Below are 24,399 nucleotides of genomic sequence, written 5' to 3' on the forward strand. Positions count from 1 at the left end.
ATTATGAATAGACAATCAGGAATGGCAACTTTATTGGTTTCTTCGATGTTGCTTGTTGTTGCCCTTTTACTAACTATGGCCTTTTCTACTTCATCTATGCATCAGATGAAGCGTGCTCAAAATGAAATAACTCGCGCGCAACAAAAATGGTTTGCTGAGGGGGGGTTAGAGTGCGCATTGAGTGTTTCATATCAAGATGAAACAACTTTTAATTATGACAATATTGCATATGATGATTGCACTAAAAATAGCGTTATCGATAATTCAATTTTGTCAGTAAGCGCGAAACGTATAACGAGTACGAAACATGAGCTACGCTCATCAATTGTTGATGGTGTTAAACTGCATCGGCAATATCAAAAGAGTAGTATTGCTGGGTTATCTGCAATTGAAGCTGCGTCTGATTTACATATATATGGGACAATTGAAATATCTCCTGCAACTCTTGAGGATACGCGAACAGTAGACGATACATACTCATGCTCTAGTATTAAATTTAAAACAAAATTATACTCATCAAACATCAATACAATCATGCCAACAAATCCTTTTGAGGGTTTTTCGGCAACATGGCCTTCAACCTGTAAACCTGATTATAAAACAGTTACAGGCCCAACTTATTTAGTGGCACCTCCTGTAGGAGGTATTTTTACACCACCAACTAGTGTGAAGAAAGATATATCATTTGAGCCGGGTTTAAACCCATTTTATCGTCGATTTGAAAGAGACCGCAGTGATTGGAAGGCGGTTAGTCAGGATAAGCGCGAATTTGATATTATATTGAATAATCCTGGTGCTAATTGCGATGCGCAAATTGCAAATGCGTTACCAAGTAAACCTCGCATATGGATCAATGGTGATTGTGATTTAGGCTCTGCGACACATTCACAGACAAAGCTGCAAGACACTAGTACTCCGAAGTTAATTGTGATTGCTAATGGAATTTTTCATACAAGTGCAGCTTTTTCGATGTATGGTACGTTGTATCACTTCTTCGAAAATCCAGTACCAGCAGATCCAGCTCGCACAGCTCAATGGTATAGTATTCCGGGGACTCAATTAACTTGGAGTGTATTTCCTGAATTGACAGGAGCAGATCATCATCGAGTCGTTTATTATACATCTGGCTCTTTTTTCCCTACGGGTGGGTATGTCATGGATGCTCCAGAAGGTGTTGCATTAATTAAAGCATCCACAAAATTAATGTTTGACTTTGCAGCATTGGCACCACCATCTTATAGAACAAGCTGGGTAAAAGGAAGTTGGAGGGATTATGATTAATTTTAAAGTGCGTGGTTTTGGTTTAATTGAAGTTCTCATTGCTTTAGCTTTAGTTATGGTTGGGGTGGTTGGATTGGTTAAAATACAAGCATACCTGGGTCAAAAAAATGAATATGCCTATGGTGCAATGATTGCATTGCAACAAGCTGAAAATAAATTTGAATTTTTTAAGTCTCATAATCCTAGTGTGGGAAGTTATTTTACATATGATGACATCGTAACTGGATCGGAAGTTAGTACTGTTAATGATATTGACTATCATATGTCTTGGGTTGTTACGGACTCAATCCCTGAGCTCGGAGCCTTAACTCCGACATTTTCTTTAAAAGAAATTCTACTTACAGTGACATGGCAAGACCAATATAACATAGAGCAGAGTTTACAATTGCAGACTGCTATTTCTAGGTACAGCAAATATTGATTTTAAAAGCCACGGATAGCGTGGCTTTATTTTCTATCATGACCCGTCCTAAATAAGGTTGACACTTTCTGACCATCAAATTGAAGAGTGTTATGAAATCAACCCACAAGCGAACACAAAGAGATTACTCCCTCGCCTTTAAACTGGCTGTTGTCGACCAAGTAGAAAAAGGCGAGCTAAGCTACACACAAGCGCAAGAGCGCTATGGCATCCAAGGTCGAAGTACGGTTTTAGTTTGGCTTCGCAAGCATGGCCGTCTAGATTGGAATCAAGGAACACCTCATATTCCAACAGGAGAGACTATGCCAACCACACTGACTCCCGAGCAAAAAATCAAAGCACTTGAGCGTGAGCTTGAAGAGATGCAGCTTAAGGCTGATTTCTTTGAGGCGGTGATTAAGGTGATGGATCGTGACTTTGGAGTTCGTCTGTCAAAAAAGCGCAAGGCCGAGTTATTAAGGAAAAAACGCTCGCAAAGCTTACAGTAACCAAAGCCTGCCGGTTTATTGGGATTACCAGACAAGCCTTCTATAAGCGTTGTAATCAAGCGCGTCTTCGCCATCAGCATGAATGGTGTATCCTTGAATTTGTTCAATTTAAGCGAATCAACCAGCCCAGAATAGGGACTCGAAAGCTTCAGTTTCTACTTTCCAAATGCCACTTACTAATTGGTAGAGACCGTTTGTTTTCACTACTGAAACAACATCGATTACTGGTGCCCAACCGACGCGCCTATCATCGAACGACGTACAGTCGACATCACTTCTATTGCCATCAAAACTATCTCAAAGCAGGATTTAAACCCAATCAACCTGAGCAGTTGTGGGTGGCAGATATTACCTATCTTCCCACGCATAATGGTGAAGCCTACCTAAGCCTTATTACTGATGCTTACTCTCGAAAGATTGTGGGTTATCACGTGGACGATAACTTAAAGACCCAATCAGTAAAGCAAGCCTTCATCAAGGCACTGAAGAGTAAACGAAGAAGCACAGCGCTGATTCATCATTCAGACCGAGGCATTCAATACTGCTCTCGAGAGTATCAAGCACTGCATCAAAAACATGGCATTACATGTTCAATGACAGATGGCTATGACTGCTATCAAAACGCATTGGCAGAAAGAGTGAATGGGATTTTAAAGCAGGAGTATTTGCTAATAACACCAAGGGATTTGCAGGAAGCCAGAAGAATGGTGGCTGAATCTGTGACTTTGTATAACGAACAGCGGCCTCATACGGCACTGAAATACAAAACACCCGATGAAGTACATCGGGCGTTTTATACTTAAAATCTGTCAACCTATATCAGGACGAGACATCATTCATTTCATCACTGAATAAAAAAGATGCTGGTTCTATTCATTATCTTTCTTAGTTGCTTGTAACTGATTGCCATCATTTGAACTAGCAGCCTCGGCTTGTATCGTCGCAGATGTATCAGATTGTGGCGCTGATTCATTGTCTGAAGTGCTGTTCTGCGTTTCATCAATCGGGGTTAACTTGCGTTTCTTACGATGCTTCAGTGGTGCTGGGCGCATATGGAAAGGGGAGCGAAGCCAGCGTTTTTGCGAATAGAAGGTCACCGCTAAAACAATACCGATGATAATGGCAAAGACCAGCATCACTCGAAGGCTATCGATATGGGTTTGCAGCTTATTTTGTGCAGGTGCGACTAATTTACCTTGTTCAAGGGTAATGCGTACAAAACCAACACGCTCATTTTGATGTTTAATTTCTGAAACCCATTGCTTGCGCCCCATAGACGCCACACCAAGGGGCGTGGCAAGGCCGGTCAGCTCGGTTACGGATTTTGCTTCGCTTGATTGTGCCAGCGGTACGCCACTTAAATCATATACAGCCGCATCATAGATATAGGGGCTTTTGCTGAGCTGATTGAGCAGCACTTGTAGCTGCTCAGGATCATCATTGACCACAGATTGCGCAACACTATCAGCGGCTTGCTGAACCAGTACTTGGGATAAAAGCTCAGTCTGACGATCAATCTGAGTCATATTTTGCTGGTTTAGACGATGGGTGCTGGCCATCATCATCGAGATGCCGGCAAGGCTTAAGGCTAAAACGATATATTGCATCGCTTGCTGCCATTTGATTTGAACACTGCGCATGCTGGTTTCCGCTGTTTTGCTCCCCTATGGAGCTGTGATATAACTATGGCCCCATAGTGCGGGTTGTCGGTAAAAAAAGCAACAACACGCAACTCTCTCTAAAAATCAAAGGAATAGATGCAATGGATGCAACCAATTTATTGTCTATCGGCAAGGATATTAGCCTCACCAAGCGACTTACGTCTCACTTTGTTCAAACGCAAGGTCGTTCAATGGCGCAGGCGTGGTTGCTCTTTGGAAACTACCTTGATGGCGATATTTTAGAAAATCTTGCGCAGGTGGCGCAGCAGCCGCTGGGTGTGATTGCCTGCTGGAAGGTCGGTCACTATGAAGTCGCACTGATCGCTGATGGTTATTCTGCTGCGGTAGTGGAAGCCGCTGATCTTTTGGGTTTAGATTGCGCCGATAGTCTTGCTTTAAATGATCTGCCGACATTGAAATCGCCTGGTCTTATCGTGATGGATATGGACTCGACGGCGATTCAAATCGAGTGCATCGATGAAATTGCAGCAGCCTTTGGGGTGGGTGAAAAAGTGGCCGCAGTGACTGAGCGTGCCATGCAGGGCGAACTGGATTTCAAAGCCAGTTTGCATGAGCGTGTCGGCACTTTAAATGGTTGCGATGCCAGTGTGCTCGCGACCATTCGTGACAATATTCCCATGATGCCTGAGCTGCGTGAGATGGTGAACACGCTTAAAGCCTATGACTGGAAAGTGGCCATTGCTTCTGGCGGTTTTACCTTCTTTTCTGATTATCTGAAAGAAACGCTTGGTTTGGATGCAGCTTATTCCAATAGCTTGGAAATTGTGGACGGTAAGCTAACTGGAAAAGTGCTCGGTGATGTCGTTGATGCGCAGGCTAAAGCGGATATTCTTTGTCAATTATCGCAGCAGTTTGAGATTGATATGAGTAACACCATGGCGATTGGTGATGGCGCTAATGATCTGACGATGATTGCTGCATCAGGACTTGGAGTGGCCTTTCATGCAAAACCGAAAGTCGTGGCACAAGCGCCCGTTGCACTGCGTCATGCGCAACTTGGCGGGGTGATCTGTCTGCTTTCTGCATCTTTGCTGATGCAGCAGATTAGCTGGCAGTCGCAGCCTTAAATATCGCGTTCATTGAAGATAAAAAAGCCGCATAAAGCGGCTTTTTTGTTGGTTTGGTCACAAGCGCTGATTAGCCAATTTCTAAGCGCACTAACACCTCATCCGTAATATCAATGAGCTCACCACAGCCGACAAGATTGGTAAATTCATCTTCAATGGCGCGCGCGCGGTGTAATTTAGCCTTGGCCAATTTCTCAAGGGCTTGCCTGAGCTCAATAGGGCGAGCGCTAATTGGGCTGTGATGAAAGCGCAGTGCGAAAAATTGACCGACTTTTTGTGCTTGGTGAATAAATTGAATCCTCGATTGTACCGATTCAAAATCTGACTCTAATTTAGCGACTAATTTGGGCAACTGGTGCGATTCTAAGATCGCAGCAAGGTAGATTTCTGTCATCAGGCCCTGTGGTTTATCACGCTGGCGTACCGGTGTAACCAACAGCTGCTGCTGGCGCGATGCGAGCAGCGGTGCCAAAGAAAAATGGCGGCTATGGCTACATTGCTGGAGCAGTTTAGGCAGCGGCGCCAGTGGGAAATTAACGCCCAGAACTTTGACGGTCACTTTATGATCCTGTTTGCTGCTAAAGAAAGGCAGGCTGTTTAGCCGAGGCAGCAATAACTGATGCATATGATTCAATAGATCTTGGGCAGCAATTTGCTCTTGCTCAATGGTCAATTTTTCAAGGTTAAAGTTAATCAATCGGCGTAAAAAGCGCTCCCCTTGATGGCGATCCACTGAATCTTCCACCGTCATGCGAATATTGTGGCCACATGGACTTAACTGCACCACTTTATAAAGCAGTTGTGACAGTGGCGCATTGGGATCTTTTTGTTGTAGCTCTGGAAAGCTGACACAAATTTGACTGCCGCTGGTCAGGTGCACAGGACTTTGCAGCTGAATATTTAAGCCACGCGCAGAGAAGTCGATGGTTTCACCATCGGCCAATGTATTGCCTTGGGTATCATCAATACGTACTGCGATTTTAAAGTGGTAGCGCGGCTCTTTGCGTTTGGGTTTGCGATCTAAATACACAGTTTCAATCTGATGCTTATGGTGGCGACCATGGCAAAAATGATTGAGTGAACTTGATGGCGTGGTGGGTTTGGAAACGCGTAAGTAATCCTCACCGCGACTGCTTGGCGTGATGTCTTGCAATAGGCCAATATGCGTCAGTGCTTTAATGGAAGGCGCAATGGGCATGCCATCTTGGCTTAGCGCATCAATTTCATTGGGCAGCAATTGATGCATGGTGAGGCGCAATACGCGCCAGCTAGGCCGGGTTGCACCCAAATGCCAAAACAGCTGTCGTTGCTCAGGGCTGAGCTCTGTGCTGGTGGCGCTATAAAAATAGCGTTTGCCCTGATGAATATGATCAAAACAATAGATTAACGCGCGGCTGTGGCTTAATCCGGCGCAAGCAAGGCTGGCCATGCGATCGGCATGGAACAGGTGATGCATCACAGGCTGTTTGCGCTCGTCGTGCCAGTAGTTCCAAAGCGATTGGTTATTGCTAGAAAGCTGAACATATTTGAGTTCATTACCCGCAAAAAACAGCGGCAAGGTATTGCTGTGATTGAGATAGTACTGCTCATAACCGCTGATTCGTGTTTGCAGCAATACATCTTCAATATCGTGGCGTGTTCCTTTGTGCTGTTTGATTTTCGCTTCCAGCACTGGCGCGAGGAGTGGCTCTTCATCCACTAAGCAAAGGCGAAGCCATTTGATGGCGCTGTCTTGGTGATCATCAATGCCTAAGATGCGATAACGAATACCGGTTTCAAGTGGACTATTGGGGCAGTCTGCCGCCAGCTCTGGAAAGCTAATGCGTAGTACTTGGCCCAGGCTGTAGCGAAAAGAACTTGGCACTTTAATTTTCGCGCCTGAGCTGGAGATATCGCTGGTGGTGCCATGTAACTGCTGGCCTTCAGGCAAGCTGATAAAAGCAATGGTGGCGATTTGTAAACGAGACTCGCGGCGCGCAAGGTAGTGGCCAAAACGGATCCCTTCTACTTCGTTGTGGGGAATCGCCTCTTGTTGCGTGGCTCTAGGCTCAATCTGCTGTTTGCGGCGCTGCTCAATCATGCGATAGCTGTTATGCGTCTGGGTGAGCATCTCCCAGCAGCCCTGCGTATAACGGTTACCAAAACGGGTTAAAACGCGGGGATAAAGATTGACCGCTACATCATCAAGCCAATGCTCAACTTGGTTGAGGCGATATTTTCGACATTCGCCTTGAACGCGACCGCGCAGGTCAATGGGCTTGGTGCAAGGGGTATACAAACGCTTAAGCTCCATTTTAATGATGAGCTCAGCCGATGGGGGCAATCCCTTAGTAAAGCGCGCCAGAGTAGTTGCAAAGGCGGGATCGTCATAAAGCGGGATTAATTGTTCAATCAGTCCGTTATAATCGTTTTGCGGCATGTTCGCGAGTATTCGATTCCATTTATTATGCTATCGGCATTATCGCCGATTTCTTGAATTTGTTATCGAACAAATGGCATAAAAGTGAGCTTGAACAGAGCAAGTGACTCAAAAACAAACAGGAGAGGTCATGGCCAAGGTAAAACGAGCCTATGTATGTAATGATTGTGGTGCAGATTTTCCGCGCTGGCAGGGGCAGTGTAATGCTTGCGGCGCGTGGAATACCATCACAGAGGTACGTTTGTCTGCCTCTCCCCAAGTGGCGCGAAATGAGCGCTTTATGGGGTATGCGGGCGGTGAAGCCAGCCAAGTACAAACCCTAGATAGCATCGATTTAGCTGAACTACCGCGCTTTAGTAGCGGCTTTAAGGAGCTTGATCGTGTTCTTGGCGGCGGCATTGTGCCAGGGGCGGCGATTTTGATTGGTGGTAACCCGGGCGCAGGTAAAAGCACCTTGCTGCTGCAAACCATGTGTTATCTCGCCAGTGTGATGCCCACCTTATATGTCACCGGTGAAGAGTCCTTACAGCAAGTGGCGCTGCGTGCCTCGCGTTTAGGGCTGCCAAAAGATCAATTAAAAATGCTGTCAGAAACCAGTGTTGAGACCATTTGCCAGGTAGCGAAAAAAGAGCAGCCGAAAATTATGGTGATCGACTCGATTCAGGTGATGCATGTCGCCGATGTGCAATCTGCACCCGGCAGTGTGGCGCAGGTGCGTGAGTCTGCCTCAGCGCTGACGCGTTATGCTAAGCAAAATAATGTGGCTATTTTTATGGTTGGTCATGTCACCAAAGATGGCACCTTGGCCGGACCGAAAGTGCTGGAGCATTGCATCGACTGTTCGGTGATGCTTGATGGCAGCAGTGATACGCGTTTTCGCACCCTACGTAGTCATAAAAACCGTTTTGGCGCCGTCAATGAGCTAGGTGTGTTTGCGATGACTGAAAAGGGGATGCGTGAAGTGAGTAATCCTTCAGCTATTTTCCTGACGCGCGGTGAAGAGCAAACCTCTGGTAGTTCGGTGATGGTGGTTTGGGAGGGCACGCGCCCGCTCTTGGTTGAGATTCAAGCCTTGGTAGATTACTCCCAGTTGTCGAATCCGCGTCGTGTCGCTGTGGGTTTAGAGCAAAACCGTTTGGCGCTGTTATTGGCGGTGCTACATAAGCATGGCGGCCTACAAATGGCTGACCAGGATGTCTTTGTCAATGTGGTGGGCGGTGTCAAAGTCACCGAAACCAGTGCCGATTTGGCTTTGCTGGTGGCGCTGATTTCTAGTTTTCGTGAGCGCCCACTACCGCAGGATCTTGTGGTCTTTGGTGAAGTGGGTTTGGCGGGGGAGATTCGTCCGGTACCGAGCGGTCAAGAGCGTTTGATGGAAGCGGCAAAGCATGGTTTTCGCCGTGCGATTGTACCGAAAGCCAATGCCCCGAAACAAAAGATGGAAGGCATCGAAGTCTTTGCTGTGAGCAAGTTAGCGGATGCTTTAGATATCTTGTCGAGCCTCGATTAATCAGGTATCGATAGAGCAATAAAAAACGCTGCCTTGGCAGCGTTTTTTGTTTGTATGTCTCAGCTTTTTCCTTGCTGTTGCTCAGCTGTAACGATTAGCCTTTGACATCTTGAGGCGGCTTTTTATTGGCCACAGTTAAGGTGCTTGAACCATCATCATGGGTGGTCAGCTGAACAGGTACGGCTACAATGCCACCGACAAGCTCAACTAAAGACGCCCAATGAACACTTTTCTCTTTTTCAAAGAGCTGATCAAAGTTAGTGGAAGACCAGTCCATAAAGTGTTTTGGATTGATTGGGCGGGCAAGGAAGCGCACTTCATAATGCAAGTGTGGACCGGTGGAATTACCTGAGTTACCACAGGTGCCGAGTACCGTGCCTTTTTTCACAAATTGGCCAGATTTCACTTTGAACTCATGCATATGCGCGAACATGGTCATAAAGCCAAAGGAGTGGCGCATTTTAATGAGGTTGCCGTAGCCTTGTTTGCTCTTACGGGCCAACTCAATCACACCATCTGCTGGCGCGATGATGTCGGTGCCACGTTTACAAGTCAGATCAATACCAAGATGGCGTTGACGCTTATGAGTGACGGGGTGAACGCGGGTGCCAAAGCTTGATGAGAGGCGGTTGTATTTGATAGGTGAGCCACTTGGAATCAGCTGCAGCATGGTATTACGCACGGCTGAGTTGATGGCGGCTACATCCATACGCTGCTCAAGCGGCATATCGGCATCGGTTTCTTCTAAGCCGAGGACGTTCTCCACATCGCCCATACGCTGTGTGAGCGACTTAAATTCTTGAGACTTACGATCCAGCTCCTCTTCAAGATGCATCACATTTTGATATTCATCTTCAAGTTGCTTTTGTAATGAGCTAATGGTGCCTTCTTGGCTATTAATGACATTCTTCTCTTCGGTCAGTTGGCCATATAGAAAATATGAGCCAGCAACCGAAAGAACCAAGGTTACCGTAAAGGCCAGCAATGATAGGACTAAGGAGCGTTTGAACTGCTTTCCAAGCCGAAAATGCTGTGTCCCTTTTTTCGTGGAGATTGAAATATGAGTATGGTTTTGCATCGTTTTTGGCTTATGAGTCTTTTAATTCGTGATGGTCATGCTCTTATGAATAAGAGTGCAGGTTGAACCTGCAATGACCATAGCAATTAGGTGCATTTGCTGCGTTAAAACAGCGTGTTTTTTTCGTCAGCTATTGCACGTTTTGTCAGCAAGGCGGCGAATCATAACCAAAAAACGATGAAATCAACACCACTTCAGGCGCTCAAAAGATGAAGATTATGACGCTACGCTGACATAACAAACAATTCTATGGACTAAGGGGTTGGTGAACCAGCATAAAAGTATAAAAGTATGAGTTTTCGCTCAATTCGCTTTTATTGATGCGATCTACCATGAAAATCGGGGTCGCTAAATGCGACCCCGATGCGATTTTGTCAAATTGTTATGCAATTGCCATTCACGGGTTAAGTGAATGGCATCACAGGGTTATTTGGCAATACGTTTATATTTGATGCGATGCGGTTGGTTGGCTTGATCACCCAAGGTGGTTTTCAACCATGCACTGTATTCGGTGAAGTTACCTTCAAAGAAGTTCACCTGACCTTCATCACGATAATCCAAAATATGCGTCGCAATACGGTCCAAGAACCAGCGGTCATGCGAGATAACCATGGCACAACCTGGGAACTCAAGCAGCGCTTCTTCAAGAGCACGCAAGGTTTCAACGTCTAGGTCGTTGGTTGGTTCATCAAGGAGCAGTACGTTACCGCCTGCTTTGAGTAGCTTGGCCAAATGCACGCGGTTACGTTCACCACCAGAAAGCTCGCCAATGCGTTTTTGCTGATCGCCGCCTTTGAAGTTAAAGCGCGAGCAGTAAGCACGGGCTGGAATTTCAAAGTTGTTGATGCGAATGATTTCTGCACCTTCAGACACCTCTTGGTAAACCGTGTTGGTGTCGGTCATGCTATCGCGGAACTGTTCAACCGATGCCAATTGCACGGTTTCACCCATTTCAATAGAGCCTGAGTCTGGCTGCTCGGTACCGCTTAGCATCTTAAATAGGGTTGATTTACCGGCACCATTGGCACCGATGATGCCAACAATGGCACCTTTCGGGACGCTAAATGACAGGTTGTCGATCAGTACGCGATCGCCAAATGATTTGGTGAGGTTATTCACTTCAATGACTTTGTCACCTAGGCGTGGACCTGGTGGAATGAACAGCTCGTTGGTTTCATTACGACGTTGGTAATCTGTGGTGTTGAGCTCTTCAAAGCGAGCCATACGCGCTTTTGATTTAGCCTGACGACCTTTTGGATTTTGACGAACCCACTCAAGCTCTTTCTCAATGGTCTTTTGACGCGCTTTTTCTTGTGATGCTTCTTGTTGTAGACGTGCATCTTTTTGCTCTAGCCATGAGGTATAGTTCCCTTCCCATGGAATACCTTCACCACGGTCCAGTTCCAAAATCCAGCCTGCAGCATTATCAAGGAAGTAACGGTCATGGGTAATCGCAACCACGGTGCCGCTGTAATCGACCAAGAAGCGCTCTAGCCAGCCCACAGATTCTGCATCCAAGTGGTTGGTTGGTTCGTCGAGTAGCAGCATGTCTGGTTTTTCTAGAAGCAAACGGCAGATCGCCACACGGCGGCGCTCACCCCCTGAAAGTAGACCAATTTTGGCATCCCATTCTGGCAAACGAAGGGCGTCGGCTGCACGCTCCAGCATGTTGTCGAGGTTATGGCCATCTTTGGCTTGAATCAGTGCTTCAAGCTCGCCTTGCTCTTTTGCCAGCGCATCAAAGTCAGCATCTGGCTCAGCATAGAGCGCATACACTTCATCTAAACGAGTGAGTGCATTTTTGACATCTGAAACGGCTTCTTCAACCACTTCACGAACGGTCTTTTCTTCATCTAATTTAGGCTCTTGAGGAAGATAACCGATATTCAAACCAGGCTGAGGACGTGCTTCACCTTCAATGTCGGTATCAATTCCCGCCATAATGCGCAAAAGTGTAGATTTACCGGCACCATTCAGACCTAAAACACCGATTTTGGCGCCAGGAAAGAAACTTAGAGAAATGTCTTTTAAAATCTGTCGCTTAGGTGGCACAATCTTACCCACGCGCGACATTGTATATACGTATTCAGCCATAGTCTGGTTCGTCACTCGTCATTGAAAAATAGATGGGTGTATTTTACCCAGGAATCGCGCAAGTGTAACAGCATTCAGACCAAAAGACGCTAGGCTAAGAAGATGCACCGTCTTTTGATGCATTAAAAAGGGAAACCAGATATGAAAGTCAGCTTGCCTCGCGCCACAATCGCCGCAGCGATGATGTGGGGCGTTGCCGTCAGTAGCCCCGCTCAGGCGTCGACGACAACGGAAACACCCCTCGCTAAGCAGCGTATTTACTATATCCAAGCCAAATTAGCCTTGGACAATGCACAGTGGAATACCTACCAGCATTTGCGCCAGCAAATTACGGAATATCCATTGACGCCTTACTTGGACTACAACGCCTTTATTGAGCAATTGCCAAATAAATCGTTACAAGAAGTAACGGCGTTTGTGACCCAATATCCCGACTTTCCACTGACCAATACGGTGCGTGCGCGTTATATGCAGCAATTGGCTAAAGCAGGGAAATGGGCTGATTTTCTCACTTTTCAGCCAGAGGTGCCGAAAAGTCAGTATTTGCAATGTCATTACTACACCGCCAAATATCATACCGGCGACTACAGTGCCGCCTGGCAAGGGGCAAAGAAACTGTGGTATAGCGGCCGTTCGGTCAGCGGTGCCTGTGACAACCTGTTTGAACGCTGGCAAGCCAATGGCGGTCGCAGCAACAGCCAAATTTTAGACCGTATGTCCTTGGCCTATGCCTATGGCAACCCCAAACTGATTACTTATTTGCAAAAGCAATTGTCATCTAGCGTCAAAGCGCAGGGTGATGAAATTGCTGATTTGTATCAAAATCCAGACAAGGCAGCTGATTTTTCGAAAAAAAGTAAAGTCACGAAACGTAATCAACGTTTAGTCATGGCCGCGATGAAGCGCTTAACTCGTAAAGACATTCGCGAAGCGGTGAGCCAATATCAGCGCGCCATGGATGGTCAGCACTACAACAAAGCGCAGCGCCAAGAGATGGCGGAATTTATTGCTATGCGTTTGGTTCGTAGCTCAGATCCCGCTTTAATTGCTTGGCGTGAAAAAGTTTTTGCCAAAAGTACGCATACCCCAGTGATTGAGCAGCGTATTCGTCTGTCCATGGAAAAAGCAGATTGGAAAGGGGTTGAGCGCTGGATTAAAAAGTTACCGAAATCTGCGCAAAACACGCCGAAGTGGACCTACTGGCGAGCGCGTCTAGCCAAGCAAAAAGGCGATCATGCAACGGCGAAAAAATTGCTGTCAGGCATTGTGGGTCAGCGTGATTTTTATAGCGCCATTGCCGCCGAAGAGTTAGGCAAAACCATTACTTATCCAACTCAGCAAGCGCCAGCAAAGTTGACCTTTACCCCAGAAACGCAAAAGGTCATTGATCGCGTCGAAGAGCTGCTCTTGGTCGGTAAACTCAATGATGCGAAACGTGAGTGGGAGTACTTACTCGCGCGCAGCGATCGTCAAACGCAGCTCAATCTAGCGGCTTTGGCTGGTGAGAAGGAGTGGCATCACTTTGCTATTCGCGCCACCATTATGGGCCGTCACTGGGATCAGATGTCGTTACGTTTTCCAATGGCGCATCGCTGGTGGTTCACCCATTACAGCCAGCAGCAAAATGTACCTTGGCAAACCCTGATTGCGCTTGCGCGCCAAGAGAGTGCTTTGCAGTTTAATGCGCGCTCACATGTTGGTGCTCGTGGTTTGATGCAGCTGATGCCTGCGACGGCTAAGGCGACGGCGAGAAGCATTGATTATGATTTCCAAGGTGTGGATACCCTCTATAACCCAGAAGTGAATATTCGTTTGGGTAGTGCCTATCTCAAACAGATGCTTGAGAAGCATGAGAACAACCGTATTTTGGCCTTTGCTAGCTACAATGCTGGCCCGCATCGCGTGAAACAATGGCTGGGCCGCACCCAAGGTGAGATTGATGCGGTGACCTTCATTGAAACCATTCCATTCAATGAAACGCGCGGTTATGTGCAAAATGTGCTGATGTTTGAGGTGTATTATCGTACCCTACTCAATCAACCATCACAGTTGTTACAGCCACATGAAATGGCGCGCCGTTATTAACCGAGCGTGAGGGAAAAATGACAGCACAACCGAAATTTACTCAATGGCACAATGTGATTGCGTATCTCAATCAAAGTCAAACCAGTGCAGAGCTTGATGAAGTGCTCTCCGTACTCTTGACACAAGATGAGCGCGATGCGCTATTAGCACGCATGAACATTGTCCATGAATTGCTGGAAGGGAATCTTAGTCAGAGACAAATTAGCCAGATGTTGGGGGTTGGGATTGCCACCATTACTCGCGGCTCAAATGAACTGAAAAAACAACCTGAAGCATTGAAGTCTCGGTTGAAGTCTCAGCTGCAGCAGCAGGCACAGCTGCTGGAAACTGAATAGGTCATATCGATCGCAAAAGGCGCCATGGGGCGCCTTTTTTATATCTGCTTGTCTGCGCGACTTGGCTGGCTGAACTGTGCTTTGTGTTCGTTGTATCCGGCTTTTTCTATACAACTTCGTTGCACACAGCATCGCCACGCTTGGTTTAGCCGTTCTGAGCGAGGTAGTGCTCCGGGTGGCGGTGTGGGGCGAGCGCCAAAATAATCGCCTGAACATAGACACTGCTGCGGGTCAGTAGATGATCCGTTAAAAGACCAATCGCACCGCCTTTTTGCTTAATGTTCTCAGTAGCAAAGAGTGCATCCATCACATCACCAAGCTCTTCGCCTTGCGCAATTCGATGCAGTACCTTTGGCGGCAGGGGAAGGCCTGCTGAGCGGGTGGCACTTTGCTGCTCGCCTTGGCGAATGGCAATCCATGCGTAGGTGAGACCGCTGTCGATTCCTGCTTCCATGGTGACATAAAAATCGGCATTGGGATGTAGCTGCGCAGCGCTTTGTAAGCGGTTTAGTGCGCCTAGCTTGGTTTCATTATCACTTAAAGGCTGATCGGCCACGCCGCTTTGCGCTGCGACACCAATATATTCAATAGACTGCGTAAAGCATTGAGAAAAAGCCTGCTTGACTGCATTGATTTTGGCTGGATTGTTTGAGCCCACGACCACAGTTAACACGATATTGATTCCTTAAGAAAATCCCAGCCATAGTCTATGGTCTTTTGCGGTTTATGTCAGCTGAGTGGGTGATACAAATGAATCCCTATAGCGCCAAATAGCTTGAATTAAATAGCTATATATCAGCGCTTGATGTGGCTGACAGCAGATGGCTCCACCTTGGTCATGACTCAGCGTCCAATGATCCTGATGAGTATGTAAGTAGAAGAAGTTCGCGGCTTGCCCTTTGAGTGAGGCGATCACTGGCATTGGCCTGCGTATGGTTGCGGGTGGCAGCGTACAAGCAATGGCTTGGCGTCCTGAGCTGATGGTTTTGCTGAGCCTGTCATTGTCGAGCAGCATATTGGTGGTTAAAAAGCGCGGTATGCAATTTGTGCTGGGTTGATTATGTTGGCTATATAAAAAAACCGCAGCCGAAGCTGCGGTTTGGGCAGAAGCGCTCTCGCGCTTCACACAGGAGTGGGGGAGTTTATGCTTTGAGTAGCTTGCTGAGGCTGTCATGAAGCAGGTGACGCTCCACAGTAACCGATTGTTCAGCTTGCGGTGCCCATAGGCCAATGCCACCATCGCCATTGAGGGTGACAATGACGCGGCAGTTTGATTTCAACGCACGTTGGTGCTGACGTTTGAGTTTGCCGCCAGCAAAATCGCTGTAAACGCGAAGCTGCTCGTGTTGTTGGCGAATCTCGTGAGCCAAACCTAGCGCATCGATATGATGTTCGCTGTCTTCATAGGTCACCACGACATCCGGTACCTGCGCAACATGCTTATCTGCGCCAACCGTTTGAATCAGGAGCAATAGACGTTCGATGCCGATGGCAAAGCCAGAAGCCGGTAAGCCCTTGCTGCTAAACATTTCCACCAAGCCGTCATAACGACCACCGCCACACACTGTTCCTTGAGAGCCCAGTTCTTCAGTGATCCACTCAAATACGGTGCGGGTGTAGTAATCAAGACCGCGCACAAGGCGAGGGTTGATGGTGTAGCTAATACCAGCACTGTCGAGGAGCTTACAAAGCTGCTCAAAGTGCGCGCGCGACTCATCTTGCAAGTGATCTAATAGTTTTGGCGCGCCTTCAATCATCGCCTGCATCTCTGGGTTTTTACTGTCCAAAATACGCAGTGGGTTAGTTTCTAGGCGGCGTAGGCTATCTTCATCAAGCTCATCTTTATGCGCTTCAAAGTAGGCAACGAGCTCAGCACGGTGCGCGGTACGCTCTTCTGGGGTGCCCAGTGAGTTAATCTCAAGGCGAACATGATCGGCAACACCAAGTGCCTTAAACATGTCATAGACCATGTAGATCAATTCAGCATCGATATCAGCCCCTGGCATGCCAAAGGTTTCCACACCCAGTTGGGTAAACTGACGCAAGCGACCTTTTTGTGGGCGCTCATAGCGGAACATTGGGCCTTGATACCAAAGACGCTGAGTCGATTGATAACACATGTTGTGCTCAATCACTGCACGTACACAACCACTGGTGCCTTCTGGGCGCAAGGTAATATGTTCGCCGCTTTTATCTAAAAAGTTATACATCTCTTTAGATACGATATCAGTGGACTCACCCACTGCGCGTTCAAACAGGGCCACAGGCTCAAGCAGTGGCAGACGGATCTCTTGGTAGCCATATCTGTGGGTCATGCGACGAACCACAGTTTCAAGCCACTGCCACAGTGGTGTTTCTTCCGGCAAGACATCCTTCATGCCGCGAATCGATTGGATCTTACTCATAGTTACTCCATTTAGCGCTGCGGAAAATCAGCTTTGCCGCCAGCGCTCAGCGGCAAAGGGGGCGAGGATTACACTTCAGCGGGTGCCTCGGCGTTATCCAGCGCAGCTGCGGTGTTCGACGCTTGTCGAATCACCACCATGAGATAGAGCGGAATGGTCAGGATCTGAATGATGATGGCCAAAAGGAGCGGTTTGGCACCAGAGCCCACAAGTGCAAAGAGCACAAAGCTCAAGCCGATGCAGCTGAGTAGGCAAAAGAGAATAAACATCCAACCGCGTCCAGTACCGAAACGTACCATTAGCACAGGTAGGGCAATGGCCGCAAAGGCATAGGGGATTAAACCGGCTGAAATGGCAAGCAAAATAATATTGCTAAATTGCTTCTCAAGGTTTGGCGAGACGGTGAGGAGCAACACCACACTCATTAAACACGCGGTAAAAATCAAACCAAGGTAAGGCACATTGCGCTTGTTGGTCTTGGCAAAAAATTGCGGGAATAGACCTTCTTTTGCCGCTGAGCGCGGTACTTCGGTTTGCAAAATTTGCCAACCGGGCATGGCACCTAAACAGGCAATAATGACCATGGCTGAGATGATTTGGCCAGCCGTTTCACCCCACATATGGCGCGCGGTATCAGCAAATGGTGAGCCAGAAACGATCAATTGATCATGTGGAAGAACACCCATGATGACGTTACTGGAGCTGACATAACAAAGCGCGGCGATGGAGAGGCCAATGAGGGTGGCGAGGGGAATATTACGTTTGGGATTTTCAGCTTGGCCGGTGGAGACAGAGGCGGATTCGATGCCTAGAAAGCCCCAAAGAGAAACCGATGCGGCGGTCATAATGGCATGGGCATTGCTGTCGCCTGAGACATTGAAACTGGCCATATAGCGATCGGGGGAGAAATCAAACCAACCGAAAATACCAACACTGAGTACCACGGTCACCATGCAAAGGCCGGTGAAGATTTGCGCGTAGCCGACGACTTTTGCGCCTTGAAGGCCGAGAAGAACAAAGATCCAGAGAATTGCGATGGCGGCAAATGCTGCGTGCAGCGGGTCGCTAAGCGACGGGAAGAAGAAGGAGAGGTAGCCAACGCCGGTCACAAGTAGGGCACAGTTGCCAATCCACGTTGAGAGCCAGTAAAAGAGGGAACTTTGTAATCCCACATAGGGACCAAAAGCGGTGCCAACATTGGCAACGATACCGCCGTGTTTGGGCGAGATGATGCTTAGTTTGGCAAAGACGAGAGCCAGGGCAAGGACGCCAAAGAAGGTCACAACCCAACCCCAAAGGGAGATTGAACCAATATTAGCCAGCGAGCTTGGCAGCATAAAAACACCGCTTCCCATCATATTGGAAGCTGTCATGATTGTGAGGGCAACTAAGCCCATTCTGTGGGTGGTTTTTGTTGTTGAGTCCATATCATTTTTTGTCACGCATAAACTTTTGTGTCCAACTGTGTCACGAGAGCAAACACGAGATTGCAAAGGACACAAAAGCGGATTAAGTTAGAGGAGCAAGGTTGCCAGCCAAGATTGGCGTCATCGCTGGCAACCTGAGAGTGAAGGCTGTGCATCGCACAGCCTTTTTTTTATGCTGCGCGGTTTTGTGCGTCAGCAATCACGTCGTCAATCAGCGCGTCAATCTTGTCGCTGTCTAGATGGTGAGCTGTGGTGATCAAGTGTGCTTGACCGCCAGAAGTTGCTAGGCAATGCTCTTTCCAAACTGCTTCAGATGGCTCTGGGAATACAACAGTGATTGAGTTTTTGTTGCGCCATGCATCGATACCAGCTTTTTTCAAGCGATCAACTGCGTATTGAGCAAGCTCTAGGCTGTGTTCGATACGACGTTTCCACTCAGCAAAGCTGTGTGAACGAATCGCAGACCACATCATTAGTGGTGTGTGACCGTTACGTGAACCGGTGATGGTTTTATCGTGTGCAGAGATGTAGTCGATTTCTACAGTGATACGATCAACGTTTTCTTTCTTCGCAAGCACGATGCCGCATGGGATTGGAGAACCAATCATTTTGTGGCCAGATACACCGATTGAGTCGATACCATCAGCGAAAGTGAATGGTTGTGCATCATCAACGAATGGCAGAATCATACCGCTTAGGGCTGCGTCAGCGTGTAGATAGTAATCTTCACGGTTGATGCCTAGCTCTTTAATGCGCTCTTGAATCAATGCGATGTTATCAACTGCGCCACGTACGGTAGTACCGATGTTTGCGAAGATGATTGGGTGTTTTTCGTTGTCTGCTTTGATTTTACGAATCAAATCATCGTAGTCCATCTCACCGTTTGGTAGAGATTCAACAACTTGAGATTTGATGCGAAGCAATTTCACGATTTTCGCAACTGAGTAGTGAGTGTCTTTTGAGTAGTACAAAGTCCCATCTGGGAAAAGCTCACGACCAAGGTAGCAACCGAACATGTTACCTTCGGTACCGCCGTTAGTTACATAACCCCAGCTTTGCTCAAATGGGATCTTGAATAGGTCTGCAAAGTACTCCATCACTTCTTTTTCGAAGTCGAAAGAGTTCAATAGGTAGTTGCAGTACTCTGCCCAGTCACCACAGTTGTTGATTGAGAAGCGCATGAAGCGTTCTAGATTGGTGTAGTCAAAGTCAGCGGATTCTGGGTAGCCAATGTTGAAATATTGGTTTTTAACACAGTAAGCCCAGAAGGCGTCGAGTCTGTTTTGATCTTCAATAGATAAAGCCATTTTTCATACTCTCTTTGGTTATTTGACTGAATTAATTAATCGTTTTGCTCAGGTTGTACGTCTTCAAGGTAAAGCACTTTGTCGCCGTGTTTTACTTTGCCAGCCGCTACGAAGCAGTACATTGGGATGGTCATCATCATCATCACGATGCCCCAGAAGATAGAATCTGAACCAGAACCCAATAGAGCGAAGATGCTGTAAATCATGCCTAGTACAACGAGTACGCTGTAGAACATGAAGGTACGGCCTTTGTTAAGCTTCTTAGAAGCCATGATGATTGGTAGAGAAATCAAGGCGTACATGTATGGAAGTAGCGATGCAAACACTGACATCAAGATTACGATTTGGAACTGCTCAGCAAGGTCTGGAGAAGCAGTCATCGCAAGTACGATGCTCATCAACACACCAGTGAAGATAAGGCTCTTCATTGGAACGTCGTTTTTGTTTACTTCAGCAAAGAATTTAGGGAATAGACCTTGGTTTGCACCAGCACGTGGACCTTCAGATTGAAGAATCAACCAGCCAGAGATTGAACCAAAGCAAGCAATGATACTTAGTGCAGAAGCGATGTTACCAGCAGTGTCACCGAACATGTAACGTGCAGCAGCAGCGAATGGTGCAGCAGATTTCACAAGTTCTTCGTGAGGTACGATACCCATGATTACTGTACAGCTACCAACGTAACAGATAGAAGCAATCAATAGACCGTAAACAGTTGCCTTAGGTACAGTGCGCTCTGGATCTTTAACTTGACCAGAAGAAACCACTGCAGATTCAACACCCAAGAAGCCCCATAGTGCGATAGATGCTGCGCTCATAATTGCAGATGCGTCGCTCTTACCAGTGCCGTTATACACTTGAGTGAATAGGTCTGGGTTGAACCAGAACCAGCCAACTAGACCCACACCAAGAACAACCACCAACATACAAGATGCAGTGAAAGATTGTGCGCGGCCAGCAACTCTCGCACCAAAACTTGCTAGGCAAACAAAGCCCCAAAGGATTGCGATTGCTGCAACACAGCCGTAAGAAGGATTGGTCAGCTCAGGGAAGAAGTAGCTTAGGTAACCGACACCAGCAACAAGTAGTGCAACGTTACCCACCCAAGCACTGATCCAGTAACACATGGTGGTTTGGAAACCGATGAATGGACCGAAAGCATCAGATGCATAAGCAACGATACCACCGTCACGTGGTGTAATCAGACTGGTCTTAGCGAAAACCAAGGCTAGTGAAATAACACCGATAATGGTGAAGAACCAACCCCATAGAGAGATTGAACCAACACCCGCGAGGTTTGTCGGCAACATAAACACACCGGAACCCATCATGTTTGATGCGGTTACGAGCGTTAGCGCGACAACGCCCATTTTATGGGCAGAGCTTGCACTCATAGTCATAGAACACGTCCTTAAGTAAAGAACCAACAAAAAATTCGGGCTCGCCATGCCATGTGGAAATGCATGTCATGGCACGGCGAGGCTGCTACCTGGACGATTCTAAGAAGATGTGACCTCAAAAATGAGATGCAGATCGCCATTTTCTCGGTTTTATTAATAAAAATCAGCGAAAACTGCGCAATAAATAAACTAAATCAGCTTAATCGACTGCGTCCCCATTTCCATTTGGTGTGATCTACTTTTGAAAAATAAGTAAAAAGGCGTATATTTGTCGGACAAAAATTGGAGAGAACGCGCAAGGATGGCCAATGAATCCAATCTCAGATAACTATCTGAGGTCACAGGAGAAACCATGGCAAGAAAAGAGCGTTTGTTTATCGCAGGCCTGCCACAACTGATTGCGCTGAAGGGGCACAATCAACAGGCAGTGTTTGAAACCCCTGCTGATTATCACTACTTCTTACAATGTCTTGATAATGCATTGCAGCGATACGGTGGTGCGCTGCATGGTTATAGCTTGCAGCCCAGCCAAGTCTTATTGCTATTAACACCTAAAAATAAAGAGGGCTTAGGCCGCTTTATGCAGCATATTGGCCGCTGTTATGTACCCTATTTTAATCAGGCGCATCAGCGCAGTGGTGCCTTATGGGAAGGGCGTTATCATAGTTGCCATATTGAGCCGGGTAGCTACTTTTTACTCTGCCTGCAATATGTTGATATTCAGGCGCAGCAACTGAGTGCCAGTAGTGGTTCTTTTCGTGATCACAGTTGGTGTAGTTATCAGCACCATTTGGGCCATGATTTTCAACCACGTATTGATGAACACACACAGTATCGCCAATTGGGTGAAACGCCAGCCATGCGCGCCAGTGCATACTCTCACTTTATTACCACGCCGCTGAGCAATAGCGTGATTGAGCGTATTGAAAGCTGCCTGCAACAAAATTGTGTGTTGGGTACGCCGCAATTTTGTCAAAGTGTGGAGCATCAAATTCATCGCCATGTGCGCCCTCGCCATAGTGGCCGGCCGCGTAAGCATTTTCACAATCCATTGCAAAATTGGGTCTGGCTGGAAGAACAAGCGCGTTTGCTGTTTGATCGCTATGGCTATCAAGAGATTCGACTACCGTTGCTTGAAGCCCATGATCCCCTTGAGATGGTGACCGATTTTACCCAGGGCAGTGTGCAAGCGGCGATTGCAAGTCACAACGCAGTGCTGCGCCATGAAGGGACGCTGAGTTGTTTGCGTGCGGTATCCCAGCATCAAGAATTGTTGCAGCAAGGTAAGCTTTGGTATCAAGGCCCAGTGTTTCATGACCATGGGCAGGAGCCGAGCCAAGTCACGCAATTACATCAAATCGGTGCCGAAGCCTTTGGCTGTGAAGGGGTGGAGATTGTGCTGGAGCAGCTTTTATTACAGCACCATTTTTTTGCGCAGCTCAATCTATCTGAACAGGTCAACCTGCGTATTAACCACCTGGGTAGTGCTGATGAATTTGCCCAATTTCGTCAAGCATTGCGCGATTACTTTGAACCCTTTCGCTTGGTGCTCGATGCGCAAAGCTTAAGTTGGCTTGAGCAAACGCCTGAGCGTATTTTGCATCAGCATCCGAGTCTTTTAAATGCGCTGGTGGCTGAAGCGCCGCGGCTTCATTATTTTTTAAGTCGCGCGTCAAAGCAGCGATTTGCCAAGCTGACGCAAGTGCTGCGCGAGATGGATGTGATCTTTGAAATTCAGCTGGAGCTTTTTCCTGAACGTGATTACAGCCACACGATTTTTGAGTGGCACTGTGATCGCCTTGGCGAAGACAGCTTGCTTTGTCGCGGTGGGCGTTATGATCTCTATGCCAGTGAGCATTTAGAGCAAAATACCTTTGCCTGTGGATTTGCTTTTCAGCTGGAGTCCTTAATGAAGCTGATTGAGCAGCAAGGTGAATCAGATTGGGCGAAAGAGAGCCAAAATATGGTGGTGATCCCGCGCACCCAATTTGATCAAGCCTATGCCATGCAAGTGACAAGGCAGTTGCGACAAACCTTTCCTAATAGCTGCGTGATCCATGATTGCTCGCATCATTTAGCGGAAAAAAGTAAGCAGCAAGCCTTGAAGCGTGGCATGCCCTTTGTGTTGGTGGTGGATGAGCATGCCAGCATGCCTATTTCACTTTATCAGCATCATCAAAATGAAGGCACCGAGCTTAATCTACACGACACCATTCAAACCCTGATGCGTCAGTTACCGCTGCAATAAGCTTTGCAGATATAGATGATTCACCTATGCCATGGATGGCGGGTCAGTTTAGGTCGCGCAATGTTGATCATGAAGTGCTCGACAGTGAAGTAATAAAGAGTGAAGTGATGAATAGTGAAGTTATCAATGGTTAAGCCCTCAGTACTCAGCCCTCAATATTACCCGAGTAATTGACTCGGTTATTCGTCAGAGCCTATTAACTGATGACAGCTTGTTCAATCTGCTGATGGTATTTGCAACAGTGGATGATCTTTACATTTTGCTATGGCGTCTCACTGCTCTTCGTGTAATTCGCTTTAATCTATTGAAAAAACATCGCGTTTATCGGCACTTGTTCCGAAAGTCCCTGATGTTGTTGCACGTATTTCCCTACTCTTGAATCAAAAAGATCCAATAGGTTAAAGCTATCAATGGTATTCGTTTTTCCAAATTTACTCCCTAGGCTACCTTTTCTATGATGATTTTAACAAAACAGTGCGCCGCACTGCTCACGGAGACGAATATGATGAAAACGAATTTGATTGGCCTTGATGCCCAAAAAACTGAAAAACTTGCCAATGCTTTGAACGCTTTGCTTGCCAACTACCAAGTCTTTTACATGAATAGCCGTGGTTACCACTGGAATATTCAAGGCCAAGCATTCTTTGAATTGCATGCAAAATTTGAAGAGATCTATACCGACCTACAACTGAAAGTGGATGAGCTCGCAGAGCGTATTTTGACTTTGGGCTACACCCCAGTGCACAGCTTTAGCCAATACCTTGCCATTAGCGATATTCAAGAGCACAAAGATGTGTTCAATGGTGAAGATGCCGTTCGCGGTTTGGTTGATAGCTTTAGTAAGTTGATTCACCAACAACGTAACCTAATGAATCTAGCTGGCGATGCCGAAGACGAAGGGACTTCCGCATTGATGAGCGACTATATTCGTGAGCAAGAAAAGCTGCTTTGGATGTTTAATGCTTGGTTGAAATAACCACGTATTGTCATTTATTTGCAGTGACCCTAAAGTCCCCGGCAATTTGCCGGGGCTTTTTTGTATGTGCGGTTTAAACTGAGGATAAGGCCAGAGATATTCACTGCTTTACGGTGATCTTTGCTGGTAAATACGGTGGAATCCGCCCATAATGCCGCCTCTTTTTTCACCAGTGA

Annotated in this window: 19 protein-coding genes; 10 read left to right on the forward strand and 9 right to left on the reverse strand. The window is 47.0% G+C overall.

The features are described from left to right. The first annotated feature begins 3 nt into the window (after positions 1-3). From L9P36_RS02770 to L9P36_RS02780, 3 genes are all read left to right on the forward strand, one after another. Positions 4-1,281 carry a hypothetical protein gene (locus L9P36_RS02770; protein WP_237464715.1) on the forward strand — a complete coding sequence of 426 codons (1,278 nt, stop codon included), beginning with the start codon at positions 4-6 and terminating at the stop codon, positions 1,279-1,281. Further along, complete coding sequence (locus L9P36_RS02775; RefSeq protein ID WP_237464717.1) at positions 1,274-1,702, forward strand: type IV pilus modification PilV family protein; 429 nt, start codon at positions 1,274-1,276, stop codon at positions 1,700-1,702. Before L9P36_RS02770 ends, L9P36_RS02775 begins: the two co-directional genes overlap by 8 nt. A gap of 92 nt (positions 1,703-1,794) precedes the next feature. Next, a protein-coding gene (locus L9P36_RS02780) for an IS3 family transposase (protein WP_237464719.1) occupies positions 1,795-2,993 on the forward strand; the annotation gives its coding sequence in 2 pieces (ribosomal slippage) (positions 1,795-2,125 and positions 2,125-2,993; 1,200 coding nt in all). 66 nt (positions 2,994-3,059) lie between these two features. On the opposite strand, the gene L9P36_RS02785 is transcribed toward L9P36_RS02780, so the two are convergent. Further along, complete coding sequence (locus tag L9P36_RS02785) at positions 3,060-3,830, reverse strand: YtjB family periplasmic protein (protein WP_237464721.1); 771 nt, start codon at positions 3,828-3,830, stop codon at positions 3,060-3,062. A gap of 122 nt (positions 3,831-3,952) precedes the next feature. On the opposite strand from L9P36_RS02785, the gene serB reads away from it, so the two are divergent. Next, positions 3,953-4,939 (forward strand): phosphoserine phosphatase, encoded by a 987-nt coding sequence (serB, locus tag L9P36_RS02790; protein WP_237464723.1) that lies wholly within the window; start codon positions 3,953-3,955, stop codon positions 4,937-4,939. 70 nt (positions 4,940-5,009) lie between these two features. Here the strand turns inward: serB and L9P36_RS02795 are convergent, their stop codons facing one another. Beyond that, positions 5,010-7,358: a PilZ domain-containing protein gene (locus tag L9P36_RS02795; RefSeq protein WP_237464724.1), complete on the reverse strand. Its 2,349-nt coding sequence runs from the start codon at positions 7,356-7,358 to the stop codon at positions 5,010-5,012. 130 nt (positions 7,359-7,488) lie between these two features. Between L9P36_RS02795 and radA the strand changes: the two genes are divergently transcribed. Beyond that, complete coding sequence (gene radA, locus L9P36_RS02800; RefSeq protein ID WP_237464726.1) at positions 7,489-8,868, forward strand: DNA repair protein RadA; 1,380 nt, start codon at positions 7,489-7,491, stop codon at positions 8,866-8,868. 94 nt (positions 8,869-8,962) lie between these two features. Here the strand turns inward: radA and L9P36_RS02805 are convergent, their stop codons facing one another. Both L9P36_RS02805 and ettA read right to left on the reverse strand, forming a co-directional pair. After that, positions 8,963-9,946: a M23 family metallopeptidase gene (locus tag L9P36_RS02805; protein ID WP_237464728.1), complete on the reverse strand. Its 984-nt coding sequence runs from the start codon at positions 9,944-9,946 to the stop codon at positions 8,963-8,965. A 426-nt stretch (positions 9,947-10,372) separates the two neighbouring features. Beyond that, a complete protein-coding gene (gene ettA, locus L9P36_RS02810) occupies positions 10,373-12,040 on the reverse strand; it encodes an energy-dependent translational throttle protein EttA (RefSeq protein WP_237464730.1) in 1,668 nt (555 codons plus the stop codon). Positions 12,041-12,181: 141 nt separating this feature from the next. Here ettA and sltY point away from each other — a divergent pair, with 141 nt between their 5' ends. Both sltY and trpR read left to right on the forward strand, forming a co-directional pair. Then, positions 12,182-14,125 carry a murein transglycosylase gene (gene sltY / locus L9P36_RS02815; protein WP_237464732.1) on the forward strand — a complete coding sequence of 648 codons (1,944 nt, stop codon included), beginning with the start codon at positions 12,182-12,184 and terminating at the stop codon, positions 14,123-14,125. Between the two features lie 17 nt (positions 14,126-14,142). Further along, entirely contained in the window at positions 14,143-14,460 is a 318-nt protein-coding gene (trpR, locus tag L9P36_RS02820; RefSeq protein WP_237464734.1) for a trp operon repressor, read from the forward strand. Positions 14,461-14,605: 145 nt separating this feature from the next. Here the strand turns inward: trpR and yjjX are convergent, their stop codons facing one another. Beyond that, positions 14,606-15,133 carry an inosine/xanthosine triphosphatase gene (gene yjjX, locus L9P36_RS02825; RefSeq protein ID WP_237464737.1) on the reverse strand — a complete coding sequence of 176 codons (528 nt, stop codon included), beginning with the start codon at positions 15,131-15,133 and terminating at the stop codon, positions 14,606-14,608. A gap of 226 nt (positions 15,134-15,359) precedes the next feature. On the opposite strand from yjjX, the gene L9P36_RS02830 reads away from it, so the two are divergent. Then, positions 15,360-15,518: a hypothetical protein gene (locus L9P36_RS02830; RefSeq protein ID WP_237464739.1), complete on the forward strand. Its 159-nt coding sequence runs from the start codon at positions 15,360-15,362 to the stop codon at positions 15,516-15,518. 84 nt (positions 15,519-15,602) lie between these two features. On the opposite strand, the gene hisS is transcribed toward L9P36_RS02830, so the two are convergent. From hisS to hdcC, 4 genes are all read right to left on the reverse strand, one after another. Further along, complete coding sequence (gene hisS / locus L9P36_RS02835) at positions 15,603-16,865, reverse strand: histidine--tRNA ligase (protein ID WP_237464741.1); 1,263 nt, start codon at positions 16,863-16,865, stop codon at positions 15,603-15,605. Positions 16,866-16,933: 68 nt separating this feature from the next. Next, positions 16,934-18,292 carry an amino acid permease gene (locus L9P36_RS02840; RefSeq protein ID WP_290368704.1) on the reverse strand — a complete coding sequence of 453 codons (1,359 nt, stop codon included), beginning with the start codon at positions 18,290-18,292 and terminating at the stop codon, positions 16,934-16,936. A gap of 170 nt (positions 18,293-18,462) precedes the next feature. Continuing rightward, positions 18,463-19,599 carry a histidine decarboxylase gene (locus L9P36_RS02845; protein WP_237464743.1) on the reverse strand — a complete coding sequence of 379 codons (1,137 nt, stop codon included), beginning with the start codon at positions 19,597-19,599 and terminating at the stop codon, positions 18,463-18,465. A 35-nt stretch (positions 19,600-19,634) separates the two neighbouring features. Then, positions 19,635-20,999 carry a histidine-histamine antiporter gene (hdcC, locus tag L9P36_RS02850; protein ID WP_237464744.1) on the reverse strand — a complete coding sequence of 455 codons (1,365 nt, stop codon included), beginning with the start codon at positions 20,997-20,999 and terminating at the stop codon, positions 19,635-19,637. Between the two features lie 352 nt (positions 21,000-21,351). Here hdcC and L9P36_RS02855 point away from each other — a divergent pair, with 352 nt between their 5' ends. Continuing rightward, the gene (locus tag L9P36_RS02855) at positions 21,352-23,247 is read left to right on the forward strand and encodes an ATP phosphoribosyltransferase regulatory subunit (protein ID WP_237464745.1); all 1,896 of its coding nucleotides are present in this window, start codon (positions 21,352-21,354) and stop codon (positions 23,245-23,247) included. Between the two features lie 505 nt (positions 23,248-23,752). Then, complete coding sequence (locus L9P36_RS02860) at positions 23,753-24,223, forward strand: Dps family protein (protein ID WP_237467839.1); 471 nt, start codon at positions 23,753-23,755, stop codon at positions 24,221-24,223. Positions 24,224-24,399 lie beyond the last annotated feature (176 nt).

Source organism: Vibrio stylophorae (assembly GCF_921293875.1).
Classification (GTDB): domain Bacteria; phylum Pseudomonadota; class Gammaproteobacteria; order Enterobacterales; family Vibrionaceae; genus Vibrio_A; species Vibrio_A stylophorae.